At 39.4% G+C, this 15,788-nt stretch carries 14 protein-coding genes, 1 tRNA gene and 3 pseudogenes; 7 read left to right on the top strand and 11 right to left on the bottom strand.

Going from position 1 to position 15,788, the window contains the following annotated elements:
• Positions 1–26 precede the first annotated feature (26 nt).
• Positions 27–1,355, bottom strand: coding sequence for a cation:proton antiporter (locus tag L5B90_RS00500; RefSeq protein WP_250363120.1), 1,329 nt, complete (start codon positions 1,353–1,355; stop codon positions 27–29).
• 160 nt (positions 1,356–1,515) lie between these two features.
• Between L5B90_RS00500 and L5B90_RS00495 the strand changes: the two genes are divergently transcribed.
• Positions 1,516–2,394, top strand: a complete 879-nt coding sequence (locus L5B90_RS00495; protein WP_250363121.1) for an endonuclease/exonuclease/phosphatase family protein — start codon at positions 1,516–1,518, stop codon at positions 2,392–2,394.
• On the opposite strand, the gene L5B90_RS00490 is transcribed toward L5B90_RS00495, so the two are convergent.
• Positions 2,378–2,728: a RidA family protein gene (locus L5B90_RS00490; protein WP_250363122.1), complete on the bottom strand. Its 351-nt coding sequence runs from the start codon at positions 2,726–2,728 to the stop codon at positions 2,378–2,380. The two genes, L5B90_RS00495 and L5B90_RS00490, sit on opposite strands and share 17 nt — an antisense overlap.
• 108 nt (positions 2,729–2,836) lie before the next feature.
• Between L5B90_RS00490 and L5B90_RS00485 the strand changes: the two genes are divergently transcribed.
• The gene (locus L5B90_RS00485) at positions 2,837–3,550 is read left to right on the top strand and encodes a YwiC-like family protein (RefSeq protein WP_250363123.1); all 714 of its coding nucleotides are present in this window, start codon (positions 2,837–2,839) and stop codon (positions 3,548–3,550) included.
• Positions 3,551–3,592: 42 nt separating this feature from the next.
• Here L5B90_RS00485 and L5B90_RS00480 read toward each other — a convergent pair whose 3' ends face one another.
• Positions 3,593–4,144: a DUF799 domain-containing protein gene (locus tag L5B90_RS00480; RefSeq protein ID WP_250363124.1), complete on the bottom strand. Its 552-nt coding sequence runs from the start codon at positions 4,142–4,144 to the stop codon at positions 3,593–3,595.
• A 117-nt stretch (positions 4,145–4,261) separates the two neighbouring features.
• Positions 4,262–4,558: pseudogene (locus L5B90_RS00475) on the bottom strand (CsgG/HfaB family protein); the annotation flags it as partial.
• Between the two features lies 1 nt (position 4,559).
• Between L5B90_RS00475 and L5B90_RS00470 the strand changes: the two are divergent.
• A pseudogene (locus L5B90_RS00470) lies at positions 4,560–4,949 on the top strand (IS1595 family transposase); the annotation flags it as partial.
• A 2-nt stretch (positions 4,950–4,951) separates the two neighbouring features.
• On the opposite strand, the pseudogene L5B90_RS00465 reads toward L5B90_RS00470, so the two are convergent.
• The 5 genes and pseudogenes from L5B90_RS00465 to lptF form a co-directional block, all read right to left on the bottom strand.
• Positions 4,952–5,631: pseudogene (locus L5B90_RS00465) on the bottom strand (helix-turn-helix domain-containing protein); the annotation flags it as partial.
• Positions 5,632–5,829: 198 nt separating this feature from the next.
• Positions 5,830–5,916, bottom strand: a tRNA-Leu gene (locus L5B90_RS00460).
• Between the two features lie 242 nt (positions 5,917–6,158).
• On the bottom strand, positions 6,159–7,076 hold the full coding sequence (locus L5B90_RS00455) for a mechanosensitive ion channel family protein (RefSeq protein ID WP_265761842.1): 918 nt from the start codon (positions 7,074–7,076) through the stop codon (positions 6,159–6,161).
• A gap of 69 nt (positions 7,077–7,145) precedes the next feature.
• Complete coding sequence (lptG, locus tag L5B90_RS00450; RefSeq protein ID WP_250363126.1) at positions 7,146–8,213, bottom strand: LPS export ABC transporter permease LptG; 1,068 nt, start codon at positions 8,211–8,213, stop codon at positions 7,146–7,148.
• A gap of 12 nt (positions 8,214–8,225) precedes the next feature.
• A complete protein-coding gene (lptF, locus tag L5B90_RS00445; protein WP_250350061.1) occupies positions 8,226–9,323 on the bottom strand; it encodes an LPS export ABC transporter permease LptF in 1,098 nt (365 codons plus the stop codon).
• 108 nt (positions 9,324–9,431) lie between these two features.
• Between lptF and L5B90_RS00440 the strand changes: the two genes are divergently transcribed.
• A complete protein-coding gene (locus tag L5B90_RS00440) occupies positions 9,432–10,916 on the top strand; it encodes a leucyl aminopeptidase (RefSeq protein ID WP_265761841.1) in 1,485 nt (494 codons plus the stop codon).
• A 46-nt stretch (positions 10,917–10,962) separates the two neighbouring features.
• Here the strand turns inward: L5B90_RS00440 and selD are convergent, their stop codons facing one another.
• Positions 10,963–12,000 carry a selenide, water dikinase SelD gene (gene selD, locus L5B90_RS00435; RefSeq protein WP_265762527.1) on the bottom strand — a complete coding sequence of 346 codons (1,038 nt, stop codon included), beginning with the start codon at positions 11,998–12,000 and terminating at the stop codon, positions 10,963–10,965.
• Between the two features lie 204 nt (positions 12,001–12,204).
• Here selD and gntR point away from each other — a divergent pair, with 204 nt between their 5' ends.
• Positions 12,205–13,206: a gluconate operon transcriptional repressor GntR gene (gntR, locus tag L5B90_RS00430; RefSeq protein ID WP_265761840.1), complete on the top strand. Its 1,002-nt coding sequence runs from the start codon at positions 12,205–12,207 to the stop codon at positions 13,204–13,206.
• Between the two features lie 65 nt (positions 13,207–13,271).
• Here gntR and mdh read toward each other — a convergent pair whose 3' ends face one another.
• Complete coding sequence (mdh, locus tag L5B90_RS00425; RefSeq protein WP_265761839.1) at positions 13,272–14,207, bottom strand: malate dehydrogenase; 936 nt, start codon at positions 14,205–14,207, stop codon at positions 13,272–13,274.
• Between the two features lie 233 nt (positions 14,208–14,440).
• On the opposite strand from mdh, the gene argR reads away from it, so the two are divergent.
• On the top strand, positions 14,441–14,908 hold the full coding sequence (gene argR / locus L5B90_RS00420) for a transcriptional regulator ArgR (protein WP_250351677.1): 468 nt from the start codon (positions 14,441–14,443) through the stop codon (positions 14,906–14,908).
• On the top strand, positions 14,909–15,787 hold the full coding sequence (locus L5B90_RS00415; RefSeq protein ID WP_265761838.1) for a TIGR01777 family oxidoreductase: 879 nt from the start codon (positions 14,909–14,911) through the stop codon (positions 15,785–15,787). It begins immediately after the preceding gene.
• The last annotated feature ends 1 nt before the right edge of the window (position 15,788 follow it).

Here is a 15,788-nt window from a genome sequence, read left to right as displayed (position 1 = left end):
GAGTTAGCCTTTCTTTTTTATCTTTTTTATGCCTCTTTTTCTTCTTTATGCTCAGGCTTTAACCCTACATAGCCTCTGGCTTGTAAGGTGGCTTCTTTAGATTTACGAACCATTGTTTCAATGGTTGTGCCTTGGACGAGAATGGAGAACATTACCACGGCATAGGTCATCACTAAGAGCAAATCGCGCACGTTCATACCAATTTTAGGGATATATAGGCTACCCACGGGAAGAGAAAGTGCCATTGCCAGTGAAAGCCCACCGCGTAAACCGCCCCAAGTGAGAATGCGTAAGGTATATGGATTGTATGTGGTTTTCATACTGAGAAATTTAAAGGGCGTCCATACACTGATATAACGACACAGTAAACACAATGGAATAGCAATCAAGCTAAGGATAATGCCTTGATAGGTGAAATTTACTAATAACATTGCCGCACCAATTAACAGGAATAAAAGGGAGTTGAGGAAATGATCGATCATTTCCCAAAAATGATCTAAATAGTGCTGACTTTGTTTGGAAAATCCTGTGTGTCTTGTCCAGTTACCGATAATGATGCCCGACACCACCATTGCTAATGCGCCGGAAACTTCAAGTAAATCGGCAATCATAAAGCCCGCCGTAGGAATGGTGAGCGTAAGGAGAATTTCTAAACTACCATCATCAGTAGCAGAAATAAGAAAGTGTGCGATTAATCCAAGAACTAAGCCAAATAATAATCCGCCGCCTGCTTCCATAAAAAAGAGTTCGCTGACATCGGCGATTGTTGGCTGTTTGCCCCCAAATGCGACGGCAAAAATAGTGGTAAAAATCACCAAACCCACACCGTCATTAAATAAGGATTCTCCCTCTACTTTCATCGAAAGTTTTTTTGGTGCTTTGAGATTTTTGATAATCGCCAATACGGCAATAGGGTCAGTAGGCGAAATTAATGCGCCAAACAACATACAATAGATAAAATCCACTTCCCAGCCAAGGATGTAAGTTAAAAGATAAAAACTTGAACCGATAAGGAATGTGGAGGCGAAAGTAGAAAATAAGGCGAGAATGGTGATTTCACATTTTTGGCTTTTCATTACGGGGAGTTTTATGCCTAGCGCCCCGGCAAAGAGAAGAAAACCTAAAATCCCGTTGAGCAGAAAGCTTTTAAAATCAATTTGTTCCATCACGCCCTTGGCAAGTGAATCAATGTGCAATAAATTGAAATGCCCCATTATTAACAAAATCAGAGAAGCAACCATTGAGGTGGCGGTGATGGCAATGGTATATTGAATTTTGTCATTAATTTTCTGCGTAATAAAACCAATCAAAATAGAAATGGCAGAGAGAAAGCAAATGTAGGTATAAACGTTCATTGAAGAGCCTTAATCAAAATAATAAAGAATTTTGCTAAGAAAAGTGGCTCATTTTGCTCCACTTGATAAAGGAAAGGGATGGAGAATAAGCCAAATTAATTGGCGTAGTATAAGTAAACTGCTATTATTTAGAAAGCACAAATTTTCAAAATACATCAAAATGAGTAAACTAAAATCCTTTTTTATTGCCCTATTAGGGATGATTTTGCTTGGTTTGGGCTATTTGTGGCATAGCCTAGAAATTTATCCTGTTCCGCAAATTCAATTTCATACAAAAAGCCCATTGGCTTATCAGCGTAAAGCACTGGATAGCGCAGTGACCTGTTTTTATACCGAGCAATCTGTTAAACCTATTGAGCAGCAGAATTTTCGTCTGTTAGTGTGGAATATGCACAAAGGGCAAGATAAAGGTTGGCAAAACGCACTTTCGCGCTTTGCGAAAGCATCCGATTTTCTTTTTTTGCAAGAGGTATCTAGCGAGCAACATTTAGCACAGCAATTTTCTCAGCAATTTCCTACCGCACTTTATGCCAGTAGCTTTGCTTATTTGGGGAAGCAATCTGGGGTAATGCTGATGAGCCATTTTCAGCCACAATCTTTCTGTGCGGGTTCCTCTGTCGAGCCTTGGATTCGTATTCCTAAAGTGGGGAATGCGATGAGGTTTCCGTTGGCGAATGGGCAATCTTTATTAACGATTAATTTACATTTGGTCAATTTTGAGCTTAACCCAGTTCGCTATCAACAGCAGTTAGAAGCAATGTTTAAACTGATTAAATCGCATCAAGGGCCAATTATTCTGGCAGGGGATTTCAATGCGTGGAATAGTGGGCGGATAAATTTAATTAAAAAACTCACCGCACTTTATGGTTTAGTTCCTGTCTCATTTCAGCCAGATGACAGGCTACGTTTTTTAGCGAATCCGCTAGATTGGGTATTTGTACGCGGTTTTAATGTGAAGTCTGCACGCACGATGCAAACCACCAGCTCCGATCATAATCCGTTACTGGTGGAATTAACCTTGCTTAAACCGCAGCCGTAATGACGATTTCCACTTTCCACTCAGGCAGTGCGAGTTTTGCTTCTACGGTTGCACGGCTTGGTGGATTATGACGATCCACCCACTCATCCCAAGCTCGGTTCATTTCCGTATAATCTTGCATATCAGCCAAGAAAATCTGTGCATTTAAGATGTTACTTTTATTTGAACCCGCTTCCGCCAGCAATTTATCAATCAAACCTAGCACTTCTTTGGTTTGCTCATAGGCATTGCCTTGAGTATTTTCTGGCACTTGCCCCGCCAAATAAGCTACGCCATTGTAAATGCACATTTCAGCAAGGCGTTCATTGGTGTGAAAACGTTGGATAGTTGTCATCGTTTTTTCCTTTCTATGAAATAAAAATAATTCGCAAAGATTATAGCGATTGTACGTAAAAATAGCTAAAATTCTTGGTAATTTTTCACCGCACTTAGAAAATTTATTATGAAATTGCTTATTTCCAATCAACACGGTGCTATCGTGATGGCATTAATGCCGTTTTTATACGGAATGTTGCTCTCCACGCCGATGACACGCCATTTATTTCTTTTGCTAGCGTGGTTCTCTCTTTATTTGATGACCTATCCTTTTTTAAATTTATTTAAAGGCAGAAATCTTGAATTTTATCGTAAATGGACGCTAATTTACGCGACAGCTAGCTTACTTTTTGCCTTACCTGCCTTGTTGCATAACTGGCATATATTCTATTTTTTACTCGCAATGTTACCTTTTGTGGCAGTGAATATTTATTATGTAAAACAAAAAAATGAGCGAGCATTACTTAATGATTTTGCAGGGATTATTATTTTTGCGATCGCTGGAATGGCCGCGTATTATTTCGCTAACTCGCAATTCGATCATAAAATCTACTGGGTGGCGCTATATCCAAGCCTATTTTTTGTAGGTGTAACCCTTTATGTTAAATCTGTAATGCGTGAACGCAAAAATCCTCGATATTTACAAATTTCCATTCTTTTTCATTTGCTTTGTATATTAGGTTTTGCCTTATGCCAGCAATATGGGTTAGCACTCGCCTTTTTTCCACCATTTCTCCGCGCCTTAATTCTTCCTAAATATAAACTTTCAGTAAAGCAAGTGGGAATGGTTGAAATGGGCGTATCATTATTGTTTTTTGTGATGTTGGTATGGCAGGTTTAAAATAAAGAGCAGAATAATAATTCTGCCCTTTAATATCATAAGCTATTTATTGATTTCTGTTTTATATTTGGGGGAGCGAGGGCCATATAAAATCCCATTTGGTTTTGTTGGCGATAATAACTGAGCCCCTGCTAACTGAGCGATATCATAGCCTTTATCTAGTAATGTCCCAGCAACTTGATCAACAATAGCCCCAACAAGCGCGCCGATTAATCCACCGTTATTATTTTTCTGACCCGCATCAGATGCGATAGCTGTTCCATACCATAATTCTTTACCATTTTTAGCATCAACTAACTTCGCAGTTGCTTCAACGGTTGTTACACTCTGAATTAATTGATAACGTGTTCCATAGTCTTTTACTGTTATGTATAGTACTGCATCATTATTAAAAATAGAATGTAGCTTATCTAACTTAATATTATGGATATCTGCTGCATTGGTTAGCCCATTTTGCTTAAATGTTTCATTAACGACGGCAACAGGAAAAACATAATAACCAGCCTCTGATAATGGATAGGTTGTTGCTGTTAACATTCCCCAAGTGGCGTTAGAGAGAAGTATTATTATTTTTAAGATAGTTATATACAGCATTATTATAATCTTTCCAGTAATACATCGACTTTTGATGTATTCCACAAGTGACTAAGAGCATAGCCATACTAAATAGTAAAGATGATTTAGACAATTTACGCACCATTTGCTACCTCTTTATGGATTGGGTTTCCAAGCACCATTGTCGATAGATTCGGCTAAATTATTTACTGCTTCACGAATAGCAAGATCGAGTACTTTACCATTAAGTGTTGAATCATAGCCCTAAGTACCACCAAAACCAATGATTTCTCTGTTAGATAAGCTATATTCTCCCGCACCTTGTGTCGAATAAACAATTTCGGAAGTATTCACATCAACAATATTTAACGCCACTTTGGCATAAGCAATTTGTGATTTGCCACATCCTAATATACCGAATAATTGATGATCACCGACATCTTTACGTCCGAATATATTTGGGCTTTTAAAGCGCAATGGTAAGGTTTACACCGTCGCGGTGCCAAATACCCAATCTGCGACATTGTTGCCAATCATTCGCGAGCAAGTAAAGCCTGATAGCCTTGTTTACACTGATTTCTACCGAAGTTATGATGTACTTGACGTGAGTGAATTTAACCATTTTCGCATCAATCACAGTACACACTTTGCAGAAAAACAAAATCACATTAGCGGAATTGAGAACTTTTGGAATCAGGCGAAACGCCATTTACGCAAGTTTAACGGTATTCCTAAAGCGCATTTTGAGCTTTATTTGAAGGAATGCGAATGGCGTTTTAATAACAGTAACTTAAAATCTCAAATTTCTATTTTAAAACAATTAGTTAAAGGGAGTTTAGCCTAGTTATCTAGGACAGCCATAAATATTCTTAATTCTAAGGTAATTCGACGCTCCCCATAATTTTCGTCATTTTTGCGATAAATAACCTCTATTTGCTGTGAAATCACTACATTTTTATCAACCTTTGACTTGAGATAATAAAAGAAGGCACTAACGCAAAACGCGAGCGCAAGGTATTTACAATGACAGCTTTTTCTGCATTTTTGTTGGTTGAATTCCTGCCACTTTTTTAGTATTGCATTCTCCGCTTCTCATTCCAAAATTGGGTAACGCAAGCTCTCCTCTTCTATTTTGGGCTTCGGTGGCATTTTAGTCGATGTTAGTTTCATACTTGAACAACCTTTAGGTTTGGGAAATACTCCCTCTATACCTTATTTTTTGAAGGTTTGCAGCCATTGGCTAATTATCCCGGAATTGGGGATATCAAAGTGAAAGCACGCGGCTTCAGCGCAACATTGTCCTTTTTTGATCGCTTGAATGACCTTTAATTTAAATTCAACAGAATAACAGCGTTTTTACCTAACGCAGCTAATCCATTGATTCCATTATGATTAAATGTTGCAATCCAGCATGCTAATGTGCTTTTGGTAAGCTGAAAATAGCGGCGAGTAAGCGAACGATTTTTTCCATTTTGAAGATAAAAGTCGAGTACTTGTTGTTTGAAACCTTGAGTATATTTCGTCATAAAAAATCTGCACCTTGATCAGTTGGTTGTTTAGTCCAACTCTTGAGGGGCAGATCATTTTTTGTCTACGATACCGCCTTTTAAACACGACAAAATTTGATGCTAAAAATGATATTTTGGATAATTCATCAGAAAAGAAAAAAGCCGTAAGTTATTGATTTGAAAGGCTTAACTCATAGCTTAGTACGAAATTCTTAATGGTGCCAGTGGTCGGACTCGAACCGACACGCTTTTAAGGGCGGCGGATTTTGAATCCGCTACGTCTACCAATTTCGTCACACTGGCTAAAGAGATATTTAGGTAAAAGCATTTGTTATGCTTTAGATGTGATGAATTATACGGGGTTGATTTTTGCTTGCAAGTAAAATTTGTCAATTTAATGATGAGTGAAGTAATTTTAGTCAATTTTAAAGAGCGGTGTAAATTTCACGTATTTTCACCGCACTTTGTAGAAAGAAATAAAGTAAATTTTTTACTCAGGATAAAAAAGCCTATCGTTGAAAGATAGGCTCACATTTGTTTTTTCGTTATTGTACTTTTGCGGTTGCGCGATTGTCATTGAGTTGAAGAGTTTTATCGAACAAGTTCACACCGCCTTTTACGCCAAAATCAAGCGTAGTTACGTTGTAGGCAATGCTGATATTTTCTTGCTCAAAGCGTTTTTTCAACGCCATAATCGCTTGGCTTTTGGATTCTAAATAATCTTCATAGGTTACAAAGTTTACCCAGAAACGAATAACGAAATCAAAGGTTGAACTACCAATATCAGTAAAGTAGAAATTGATGTCATTTTTATCGATTACAAAATCCCACTCTTGTATTAATGCTAAGGTAACTTGGCGAACTTTATCCAGATCATCACCATAAGACACGCCCGTAGATAAAATCACGCGGCGTTTTTTCAATTTAGAATAATTAAAAAATTCGCCACTATAAATCATCTGATTTGGAATTAAGGCGGTTTCCCCTTCAATGGTCATTAATTCTACGGTAACTAAACCAATGTTCATCACTTTACCAATTGAATTGTTGATATTTACCCAATCTCCAATATCAAAAGGTTGTTCTGATTTAATTAATAAGCCTGAAAACGCATTAGATGCAATATCTTTAAAGGCAAATCCGGCGATAATGCCCACAATTCCTGCACCAGCCAGTAAGTGAGTTAGAAATGAGGCAAGATGTAATACTTCTAACGCCAGAATAATGCCTAAAAACCAAATCAGTATTTTCACACCAATGGCAATGCCTTTCGCCGCACGCAAGTTTTTGGCAAATAAACGGCTATAGATGCGCAATGCGACTTTGCTCAGAATGTTGGCTAGAAAATAGAAAAGTGTAAGTAAAATAATGGCTGAAACAATATTAGGAATAAAACCAATCAGCCAATCTTTCCATTGAGAAAGCGTATGTGTTACCAAGGTGAGTGAATTGTTTTCTGTCATAAAATTTCCTGTTATAAATAATCAAAAAGCGATTATAAAAATGGCTCTTTCTTATACCGCACTTTAGTATTAACGTTTATGTGCTAATAACCACCAAGTAATAAGAATAAATAGCCCGCTAGGCATTAATGCCCCTGCAATTGGCGGCACATTATAAACTAAACTGAGTGGGCCGAAAATCTCATTAACGACATAAAATAAAAAGCCAAAGCAAATTCCGGTAATCATTCTTGCGCCCATTGTAACACTACGCAATGGACCAAAAATGAAAGAAAGCGCAAGTAACATCATTACCCCAACGGAAATCGGTTGGAAGAGTTTACGCCAATAAGTGAGTTCAAAACGTTTTGCGTCTTGCCCAGTTTCTTTCATAAATGCAATATAATCTGCCAGCCCTGAAATAGAAAGTGAGGTTGGACGTAAGGAGACAATGCCCAATTTATCAGGCGTTAAGGTGGTTTGCCACGCTTCGTTAAGATAATTTGTTGTTGTAATTTTGTCTGTAGCAATTTGTGATTTATTCACTTGCATTAATTGCCAGTTGCCCTCTTTAAATTCTGCTTGATTCGCGTGGCTGACTTGTTCTAACTGGCGTTTATCATTGAAATGATAAATATAAATATCATTGAGTTTTACGTTGTCGGTAATTCGTCTCACATAGATAAAATCATTGCCATCTTTTGCCCATACACCATTTTTAACGGAAAGCATTTCTCCGCCAGAAATCGCTTTAGCACGCATATCTCGTGCAAATTGTTCCGTTTGAGGAATCCCCCATTCACCAATGATCATTGTAATGATCACCAAGGGAATGGCGGTTTTCATTACGGCAAAACCAATTTTTAAGCGTGAAAATCCTGACGCTTGCATGACCACTAATTCACTACGACTAGCTAGATTTCCCAAGGCAATTAATGCACCAAGTAGTGCTGCCATTGGAAAGAAGGTTTCAATATCTTTTGGAATTGTTAATACCGTGAAAAGTCCCGCGTGTAATACATCGTAAGTTCCTCGCCCTACGCTACGAAATTGCTCGACAAATTTGATAATTGCTGAGAGTCCAACTAAGGTAAGCAAGGTGGCAAAAATCGCCCCTAAAATGGATTTTCCAATATAACGGTCTAATGTATTCATCATTATTTTTATTCCTTAGGCACGTTTTTTGAATAATTGATAGCGAATTTTGTACATAAAGGCACTGTTCCAGCCATTCAATAATATACCTAACGCCAAAAAGCTAAAATTTACCACTGGCATAAGTACACTTGCATCGACTTTCCCAGCTGCCCCCGCTGATTTAAAAGAACTCTGCAATAAAAAATAAATGAGATAAAGTAAAAGTGCGGGTAAAATTTTGGCAAATCGTCCTTGGCGAGGATTAACACGACTCAGTGGTACCGCGATTAATGCCATAATAGGAACTGCTAAAATAAGTGTAATGCGCCAATGAAGCTCTGTTTTACCCGCTGGCGTCGTGCTATTTAATAGTTGGCTTAAGGGCAAAGTTTCGGCATCATCAGTCTCATTTTCTGTGGCTTTATAACCTAAGTAGGCTTGATACTGCTCAAAATCGGTAATACGGAAATCAGGTAACACGGCACTCCCTTCAATGCGTTGGCTATGGGTGAGGTTTAACACCTGATCACCATTTGGTAACGCGGTGAGTTCACCACGATCAGCCATAATGACAGAGGGTTTTTCATTTTTTTTATTTTGCATTTGAAAAACATAAACCCCTTCAATGGTATTATTTTGAACTTTATCAATAAATAAAACCAAATCACTACTATTCGCTGAAATAAACTGCCCTGCTGCTAACGCCCCCATTGTTGGGTTTGCTTTTGCATCTTTGACGATTTGGCTTTGCTTTTGTAATGCCCAAGGCGAAAGAACCAACGCATTGTAAGCTGCTAATCCCGCAGTGGCTAAAGATAAAATTAATGCGACTTTTACCAATAAACGTTGCCCTACGCCGCAAGCACGCATTACCGTAATTTCACTTTCTGCATAAAGGCGACCAAAGGTAAGTAATAAAGCAATGAATAAACACAAAGGCAACATTAATTGTGCCATTGTCGGCATCCCCAATCCTAATAAGGAAAATACCAAATCTGCCGGCACTTTTCCGTTTGCAGCCGAACCAAGTACACGCACAAGTTGTTGGCAGAAAAAAATGAGAAGTAAAATGAACAGGATCGCCATTTGGCTTTTTAATACTTCTTTCGTTAAATATCTTGTTAAAATCACCGTATTGCCTATGTTATTTTGCTTGCAATTTTTATAGAAGTCGTTTCAAATTGAATGGCGTATAATAACGTATTTTTCAACAGAAGGCAGTAAATTAGTGAGGAACAAATGAAATATACTGTAAAAAACACCGCACTTTCTGCGGTAACAGGTAATGTTATCGTTGCTGTGTTTGAAGAAGGAAAACTTTCTCCCGCAGCACAAACACTTGATCAATTAAGCCAAGGCGCTATTAGCCAACTTATTCGTGTAGGTGATATGAAAGGCAAACTCGGTGAAGTGGTTACCTTGCGTTTATCTAATGCAAATCTCGAACGCATTTTTATAGTGGGTTGTGGCAAACAAGAAGAACTTAGCGTTCGTCAATATAAACAAGTCATCAAAAGTGCTATTCAAGCGGTAAACGCCACCAATGCGGAACAAGTGCATAACTTTTTAACGGAAGTGCAAATCAACGAACGTGATCTTTATTGGAATGTGAGATTTGCAGTGGAAGGCATTGCTGAAAGTTTTTATCAATTTGATCAATTTAAAAGCCAAAAATCTGATAAACATTCCGTCTTACAGGAAGTGGTGTTTGCGGTTGAATCCGTACAGCTTACAGAGGCTGAAAAAGCGATTCAGCAAGGCCAAGCCATTGCATTAGGTGTTGCCTTAGCAAAAGATGTGGCAAATTGCCCACCTAATGTGTGTAATCCAGCCTATTTAGCCGAGCAAGCCAAAAAACTCAGCGAAAAATCACCGCACATTCGCACCACCGTACTAGGTGAAAAAGAAATGGCAGAGCTTGGAATGAATGCCTATCTTGCGGTATCTCAAGGCAGTAAGAATGAAGCTCAACTTTCCATTATTGAATACCGCAATCACCCTAATCCACAAGCCAAACCAATTGTTTTAGTGGGTAAAGGTTTAACCTTTGATGCAGGTGGTATTTCCTTAAAACCTGCCGACAGTATGGACGAAATGAAATACGATATGGGAGGCGCTGCCTCTGTTTATGGCGTGATGAACGCATTAGCAGAATTAGCATTGCCATTAAATGTGATTGGTGTCTTAGCTGGCTGTGAAAATTTGCCGGACGGCAATGCTTATCGCCCCGGCGATATTTTAACCACAATGAGTGGTTTAACCGTTGAAGTGCTGAATACCGATGCAGAAGGACGTTTAGTGCTGTGCGACACGCTCACTTATGTAGAACGTTTTGAGCCTGAGTTAGTGATTGATGTCGCCACACTCACAGGGGCTTGTGTGGTGGCACTTGGTCAGCACAACAGCGGTTTAATGTCGCCAAATGATCATCTCGCAGAACAGCTATTAAATGCCGCACAACAAAGTGCCGATAAAGCTTGGCGTTTACCCTTAAGCGAAGAATATCAAGAACAACTTAAATCTCCATTTGCTGATCTTGCCAACATTGGTGGACGTTGGGGCGGTGCGATTACCGCAGGTGAATTTTTATCTAATTTCACAAAAAAATATACGTGGGCGCACTTAGATATTGCTGGCACAGCGTGGCTACAAGGCGCAAACAAAGGGGCGACAGGTCGTCCTGTAAACTTGCTGACCCAATTTTTACTGGATCAAGTAAAATAAACATAAAAAAATCCCTCAATTATTTGAGGGATTTTTCTTTTAGGCACTACACAACTTCAATCAAAAACTGCTGTTCTTGATCAGTGAGCTCTCCCACTTCAAACAATTCAACTCCCTCTTTCTGTGCCAATGCCATTACTTGCGCCACTGCATCAGGCTTCACTGCAATCAACAACCCACCTGAAGTTTGCGGATCACACAATACCGCTTTTTGTCGCTCATTCATAGGTGAAATTTTATGTCCGTAACTCTCAAAATTTCGCCCTGTTCCACCCGGCACACAACCTTTTTCAATATAATGAATCACGCCATCTAAGGTATGAATTTTATCAAAATACACTTTAGCCTTAAGCTGTGAACCTTCACAAATCTCACTTAAATGGCCAAGCAAACCAAAACCGGTTACATCCGTCATCGCGGTAATTGCCTCCAATTCAGCAAATTGACTACCGATTTTATTCATTTGGCACATTGTTGCACTGGCAAGCCCTTTATGTTCTGGCTTGAGCTTACCTTTTTTCTCTGCTGTGGTTAAAACCCCAATGCCTAATGGTTTAGTCAAATAAAGTTTACATCCTGCTTGTGCGGAAGCATTCTTTTTCACTTTGTCTGTAGAAATCACTCCCGTTACGGCTAAGCCGAAAATGGGTTCTGGTGAATCAATAGAATGCCCACCAGCCAGCGCGATACCAGCTTGTTGGCAAGCAAAGCGTCCACCTTCAACAATCCGTTTTGCCACACTCGGTGGTAACAATTTAATTGGGAAACCTAAAATAGCAATTGCCATTATCGGTTTGCCTCCCATCGCATAAATATCACTAATGGCATTAGTCGCCGCAATACGCCCAAAATCAAAAGGATCATCGACTATCGGCATAAAAAAATCCGTTGTACTAATAATGCCTAATCCATTACCAATGTCATAAACAGCAGCATCATCTTTGGTTTCATTGCCAACCAATAAATTTGGATCAACAAACTTTTCCATTTCCGAATGTAAAATGGTTTCTAAGACTTTTGGTGAAATTTTACAACCGCACCCTGCACCGTGACTGTATTGTGTTAAACGAATGGTTTCTGCCACCGTTTGATCTAGCGCATTTTGTACATCGGTAAGATCTGTTTCTTTTTGCTTAGTTTCTTTTTGCATAGCATCCTCGCGTTACCATCAACTGATGAGTGAATGAGGTTATTATACGCTGATTTATCAAGTGCGGTGATTTTTTGTGAAATTTTTGTCTTAAATCAGTTAAAATGTGCCTTATTATTTTGCTGATAAATATCACTAATGAATAGACGAAAACGCCCTACATTACAAATGATTGCCGATCATCTTGGTTTAACGAAAATGACGATTAGCCGTTATTTACGTCAGCCCGATTCTGTTGCACCAGAAACCCAGCAAAAAATTGCCACGGCGATTGAGCAATTTGGCTATATCCCTAATCGTGCACCAGATATTTTATCTAATGCGAAAAGCCTTGCCATTGGTGTATTACTCCCCTCGCTCACAAACCAAGTATTTGCTGAAGTGCTAAAAGGCATTGAGCTAATTACAGACAAAGCGGGCTATCAAACAATGGTCGCACACTACGGATATAGCGAAAAAAAAGAAGAACAACGTATTGAAAGCCTACTTTCTTATAATGTGGATGGCTTGATTTTATCGGAAAATCATCATAGTCCACGAACCCTAAAAATGTTGGAAGTCGCCAATATTCCTGTGATTGAAATTATGGATAGTAGCGAAATGGGTATTCAACAAGTGGTAGGCTTTGATAATGTGGCGGCAGCGCAATCTATGGTAGAAACGATGATCCATTATGGTCATAACAAGATCGTATATTTTACCGCTCGAATGGATAAACGCACCCAATTAAAAATGCAAGGCTATGAAAATGCAATGAAAAAGCACGGTCTCACGCCACATAGTTTAATTACCTCTGAACCCTCTTCTTTCACCTTAGGCGCACATTTACTTCGCCAAGCCTTGAGTGAATATCCTGACACTAACGGGATTTTTTGTACCAATGATGATTTAGCCATAGGGGCTATCTTTGAATGCCAACGATTAGGGATTAAAATCCCACAAGAAATGGCAATTGCTGGCTTTCACGGCCACGATGTCGGACAATCAATGACACCCCAGCTCGCAACCGTGATTACGCCAAGGTTAGAAATTGGCAAGATCGCCGCACAAGAATTACTAAACCGCTTAAAAGGCCTCCCTGTGCAAAGCCATATTATTAATTTGGGTTATGAAATTCATTTGGGGCAAAGTGTGAAATAATGCCCATCACCGCCATTAAAAAAGGGCATCACAAAAAATGCCCTTTTTTACTTTCTAGCAAAAAATTAGCCATTAACAAATTTCTCGCCTAATTCAATATCAGCACGTAATGTTGGTAGCATATCTTCTAATGCTTTTTGCTCAAAAGCACTTAATTCACCAATTGGCAGAATTTCTTCTACCCCTTCTTTACCTAAACGAACTGGCTGTGCAAAGAAACGTGCGTATTGACCATCGCCCTCGACATAACTACATTCCACCACAGTTTGACCGCTCAGACCTTTTACTAAAGAACGGGCAAAACGTGCAGCGGCTTGTGCCATAGAAAGGGTTGCAGAACCGCCGCCCGCTTTTGCTTCCACCACTTCTGTTCCAGCATTTTGAATACGTTTTGTCAGTGGCGCAATTTCTTCCTCTTTCCATTGTGCATACGGCACTTGAGATAATAACGGTAAAATGGTCACCCCTGAATGTCCACCAATCACTGGTACAGCTGCGCGAGAAACATCAAGTTCTTTTAACGCTGCCACAAAAGTTTCAGAACGAAGAACATCAAGTGTCGTAACACCAAATAATTTACGTTTGTCATAAACACCTGCTTTTTTCAACACTTCTGCCGCAATAGCTACTGTTGTATTGACTGGATTTGTAATGATCCCAATGCAGGCTTTCGGGCAAGCTTGCGCAACTTTTTCAACCAGATTACGCACAATTCCCGCATTAATATTAAATAAATCTGAACGATCCATACCCGGCTTGCGCGCAACCCCCGCAGAAATTAACACCACATCTGCGCCTTGTAACGCAGGTGTAGGATCTTCCCCTGAGAACCCCTGCACTGTTACCGCGGTTGGAATATGGCTAACGTCCACGGCAACACCGGGCGTAACAGGGGCAATATCATAAAGCGATAATTCTGAACCAGCTGGTAGCTGTAACTTTAACAATAATGCTAAGGCTTGACCAATTCCGCCTGCGGCACCTAAAACTGCAACTTTCATCTAATACTCCTCTTTTTGGTTATAAATCAAATTAGTTGAATTTTAGACTTATCCCCTAGCAAATTCAAACAGAGAAATTCAATAGTGAGATCTAATTCAAAGTTTTAAAAAATTTATTTTAACCTTGTTGAATTTCCTTTCTATTATGGTGTTTTCAACTTGCTAAAAATTGAATTTTTATGCAAAATTCCTGCCCATATTTGCAATACAACCTTATTATGAAGCCTAAAACGATGACAACAGACAAAAATGATAATTTAATTGCTACATTTAAAACCTTGCTCGAACAAGAACGTTTCGGTTCACAAGGGGAAATTGTAAACGCCCTACAACAGCTCGGTTTTAATAATATTAATCAATCTAAAGTTTCTCGAATGCTCACCAAATTTGGGGCGGTTCGCACACGCAACAGCCGAATGGAAATGGTGTACTGTTTACCCGCTGAATTAAGCGTGCCAACGTCAAGTAGCCCATTAAAAAACTTGGTGTTAGACATCGATCATAACGATTTTTTGATCGTGGTGAAAACCAGCCCCGGCGCAGCACAGCTTATCGCTCGCTTATTAGATTCAGTGGGCAAAGCCGATGGCATTCTTGGCACGATTGCTGGAGACGATACTATTTTTATCACACCGACCTCAGGCACGGCGATTTTAGCGTTAATGCAACGAGTGCAAGAATTATTTGAAACGAGCCTATAAATGAAGATTTTACTCACAGGCGGCACAGGGCTGATTGGTTCAGCCTTGATCCCGCAACTTCTCGCCAAACGACATAAAATTTGCCTTTTAACACGCAACATTCAGCCAGAACGGTTTCCAAATGAAGTACAACAAATTGATCGTCTTGCGTTATTAAAAAATCTCAATGAATTTGATGCCGTCATTAATTTAGCCGGTGAACCTATTTTCAATCACCGCTGGACAACCAAACAAAAAGCCAAACTTTTTGCAAGCCGAGTAAATTTAACACAAAATTTAACCGCACTTATCAATCAAAGCGATTGTCCGCCTCACACCTTGATTTCAGGATCAGCGACGGGGTTCTATGGTGATCACCAAGATCATTGGATTGATGAAAAAACGTCTGCTGGCACACAATTTCCCGCCCAGCTATGCCAACAATGGGAAGCCGCGGCAAGGCAAGCCAACACTCGCGTTTGTTTATTACGCACGGCAATGGTATTAAGTCCAAACGGCGGTGCATTAAGCAAAATATTACCGTTATATCGCCTAGGTTTAGGCGGAAAACTCGGTAGTGGCAAACAATATTGGGCTTGGATTAGCTTACAAGATATGATCGCGGGAATTTTATTTTTATTAGAAAATAGACAATATGAAGGCGTCTTCAACTTCGCTTCCCCACAACCGATCACCAATCAGGATTTCAACCAACAGCTCGGAAATTTCCTTAACCGCCCTCATTGCGCTAACGTGCCAGCATTTGTATTACGTTGGCTTTTAGGTGATCGCTCACAATTATTATTAGACAGCCAACGCATTCGCCCCACTCGCCTGATTGATGCGGGTTTTGAATTTAAAGTGGAGAATTTTGCGGCGTTTTTGGATTATTTATCATAAT

Source organism: Avibacterium sp. 20-129 (genome assembly GCF_026226845.1).
Taxonomy (GTDB): domain Bacteria; phylum Pseudomonadota; class Gammaproteobacteria; order Enterobacterales; family Pasteurellaceae; genus Avibacterium.
This window is presented reverse-complemented; position numbering and strand designations above follow the sequence as displayed.